At 69.2% G+C, this 3,423-nt stretch carries 3 protein-coding genes; 2 read left to right on the forward strand and 1 reads right to left on the reverse strand.

All coding sequences use genetic code 11. The features are described from left to right. Window positions 1–308: 308 nt before the first annotated feature. Window positions 309–1,151 carry a helix-turn-helix transcriptional regulator gene (locus ACWDAK_RS40830; RefSeq protein ID WP_427396314.1) on the reverse strand — a complete coding sequence of 281 codons (843 nt, stop codon included), beginning with the start codon at window positions 1,149–1,151 and terminating at the stop codon, window positions 309–311. Window positions 1,152–1,276: 125 nt separating this feature from the next. On the opposite strand from ACWDAK_RS40830, the gene ACWDAK_RS40835 reads away from it, so the two are divergent. Together ACWDAK_RS40835 and ACWDAK_RS40840 are read left to right on the forward strand one after the other, a co-directional pair. Continuing rightward, window positions 1,277–2,014 carry an SDR family oxidoreductase gene (locus ACWDAK_RS40835; protein ID WP_427396315.1) on the forward strand — a complete coding sequence of 246 codons (738 nt, stop codon included), beginning with the start codon at window positions 1,277–1,279 and terminating at the stop codon, window positions 2,012–2,014. 14 nt (window positions 2,015–2,028) lie between these two features. Further along, window positions 2,029–2,505 carry a nuclear transport factor 2 family protein gene (locus tag ACWDAK_RS40840; RefSeq protein ID WP_427396316.1) on the forward strand — a complete coding sequence of 159 codons (477 nt, stop codon included), beginning with the start codon at window positions 2,029–2,031 and terminating at the stop codon, window positions 2,503–2,505. The last annotated feature ends 918 nt before the right edge of the window (window positions 2,506–3,423 follow it).

The following is a 3,423-nucleotide window of genomic DNA, read 5'->3' on the forward strand; positions in this document are numbered from 1 at the left end:
CGGCTCCGAAGGGCCAAACCTTCATCTCTCGCACAGCACCGCAATTAGAAGTTCACTACCAATAACTCCCTTTCACGTTCAGGACACACTCACAGCACGCGACAGCACCCCACGCGACAGGGGGCGCGACAGCAGACGCGACAGCCTCCGGCGGGCTCGCTTATCTGGGGCTATCGCGCAAACTTGCAGGTGAAGGCACGCAAGCCGGTTAGGCACGTAAGGCACGTCCAGCCCCGATCATGCGGTGGCCCGGGGGTGTACGTCCGGCGTGAGGTCCGTAGATCCGGGTGCTCACCGTGCCACGCAGGTCACCCGGCGGACCGGTAGGCGCGGTTCGCTGTGGCGTGCACGGAGCCGAGCAGGCTGAGTGCCTCGGCGCTGGGGCTGCCGTGTTCGGCATGGTAGATGATCAACTGCTGGCCGGGGGCGTCCCGCACGTCGAATGCGTGGTGGGTGAGGGTCAGGCCACCGACGTGCGGGTGGTGGAAGTGCTTGTTTTCCCGGGTCTTACCGCACACGGTATGGGTGTTCCACAGCCGGGCGAAGTCCGTGCTGCGCGCGCTGAGTTCGCCTACGAGAACCCGTAGGCGTGGACTGCCCGGATCGACGCCGGACGCCTGGCGCAAATGCCCCACCACCATCTCGGCTGTCCGGTCCCATCGGGGGTGGAACGGCCGACCTGCCGGGTCGAGAAAGACCATGCGGGCCAGGTTGTCCATCGGTTCAAAGGGGGAGTACAGCGCCTCGGCCAGGGCGTTGGCGGCCAAAACATCCAGGATCGGGTTGATGACGACCGCCGGAGTGCTGGGGTAGCCGTCCAGCAGGACGCGCAGAGCGGGGGCGACCTGGTCGGTGGCGGCGACGGACCGCTGGGACGGTGCGGTTCCGGACAGCTGGTGAAGGTGCGCCTGGGCGTCTGTATCCAGCAGCAGCGCGCGGCTGAGCGCATCCACCACCTGTGCGGACGGGTGGCGTTCGCGGCCCTGTTCCAGCCGGGTGTAGTAGTCCGCGTTCACCCCTGCCAGTACGGCGACCTCTTCGCGGCGCAGCCCGGCCACCCTCCGCACGCCATGGCTCGGCATCCCGACCTCGTCTGGCCGCACGGCCGCACGGCGCGCCCGCAGGAACTCACCCAGCTGGTTGTCGGTCATGTGCTCAGGCTAGGCCGCGGGCCCGGTGTGCTGCCTGGGTGTACCGCACCCAGGCAGCACACGGCCTGGGCCGCCTGGAACACCTCGCCCAGACTCGGTGTCCTACCAAGAGATAAGGGGCAGTCATGCCGGACCAGACAGTCAAGGTCGTAGCGATCACCGGTGCCAGTAGTGGGATCGGCGAGGCGACCGCCCGCCGGCTCGCCGCCGACGGCCACCGCCTGTTCCTGGGAGCACGGCGCACCGATCGCCTGGACCAACTCGTCACGGAGATCACCGCCACGGGCGGCACGGCGGCGATCCAGCGCCTGGACGTCACCGAGGCCGCCGACGTCCAGGACTTCGTGGCAGCGGCCAAAGAGCGCTACAACCGCGTGGACGTGATGGTCAACAACGCCGGGGTGATGCCGCTGTCGCCGCTGGAAGCGCTCAGGACGGAGGAGTGGAACCGCATGATCGACGTGAACATGCGGGGTGTCCTGCACGGCATCTCCGCCGTCTTGCCCGTGATGCGCGCGCAAGGCGGCGGGCACATCGTGAACATCGCCTCCGTCGGCGCGCACGAGGTCTCTCCCACCGCCGCCGTCTACTGCGCCACCAAGTTCGCGGTCCGTGCGATCTCCGAGGGCCTGCGTCAGGAGTCCGCCGGTGACGTCAGGGTCACGCTGGTCTCGCCGGGTGTCACGGAGTCCGAACTCGCCGACAGCATCGCGGACCCGGCCGCCCGGGCGGCCATGCGGACGTACCGCGCCGTGGCCCTGCCGGCCTCCGCAATCGCGGACGCCGTCGCCTACGCAATCTCCCAGCCGCCGCACGTCGACGTCAACGAGATCGTCGTACGACCTGCAGCGAGCGCCCAGTGACGGAAGGGACCGGAATGCTGCACGCCCCCGCCCTCGACGACCTGGCGCGCAGAGTGCGGGACCTGGAGGACCGGGACGCCCTGCACGCCCTCATGATCCGCGGCTGGCGGGCACTGGACCGCAAAGACTGGCGGACCTGGTCCGCCTGCTGGGCCGAAGACGCCGTGCTGGAGTTCGGGCCCTGGCAGCGAACCCAGGGAAGGGAGGCCATCCGCGCGAAGGTGGAGGAGGCCGAGTCGCCTTACACAAGCATCCAGCACCACATCCGCAACATGCACGTAGACGTGGCGGGCGACCGGGCAACCGGCATCGGATACATGTGGTTCGTCGCCGTCACCGCTCCCGGGAGAACCTCCGCCCCCTACGCCATGGGCGGCCCCTATGACTGGGAGTTCCGCCGGAACGGGGACGGCTGGCTCTTGGCCCGGCAGCGGCTCGGGGTCTTGTGGACCGACGGCGACGACACCCTGCGAGCCTTCGAACCGGAGTGACCGGGATGACGTTGTCGACTGCTCGGTGAATCAACACGCTGGGCCGCGCGGCAGCTTCACCGCCAGCCGATCGAGTGCTTGCGGCCGCCGCGCGCCCCAGAGTCCTCGGCCTTGGCGACGACGGCGCCGAAGACGGCACGGTGCCCTGCAAACGATAAGCCACGAAAGCGGGAGCCAGAACGATCTGACGACGCGCTCGAAGATCGCGAACACCAAGAGCCGCCGGGTGAAGTCGGCCGCCGAGCGGCTCGACTGGCGCTGACCCGGCCGGGCCCGAGGCCCGTCGAGAAGCGCTCCGGGCCCTCTCTGCCCGCCTGAACCCGCCGCGCTCGAGGAACGGGTGGCGGCCAGGCCCGGCAGGGGCGGCCTGGCGGCCTTCTGGGCCGCCCGCGCGCCGCGCCCGCCCCACCCCCACCGCGAGCGGCCGGCACCAGCCGGACGCGAGAGAAGAAGAGGCCCGCCGCAGGCGCAGCGAACCCTCAACGCCACCGCCCCACCCAACCACCACCCACAAAGCCGAGGACAGGAAGGGTTGTCGGGGTGGTGGGTTTCACCTTGACGGCCACTCACCATGGCGTCTGACCTGGGCGGATGGCCGGAATCCGGGCGCAGCGGGCAAGAGGGGCGGCGACCGGTTGGTGCACCGGTCCTCACCACCGGTTGGCGCACCGGTTAGCGGACCCGTTGTCGGATCGTGACCGTAGAGGCTGATCTTGGGGAGAAAAGTGGTGAGAACCGCGGGCTTCCATACGGGTGCTCGCCGCCGCCGGGGTGGCGGGCACCGACCTTGAGGAGCCCGTGATGGCGACGCCGCCCGAGATCGACCTGGGCTTGATTCGCTTTGACGGACACCCCTGATCAGGGGCTTCGGTCCCGGTAAGGATGATGTCCATCATGGAGAGCATGGGGAAGAAGCCG

The sequence above is a fragment of the Kitasatospora sp. NPDC001175 genome (assembly GCF_053598215.1).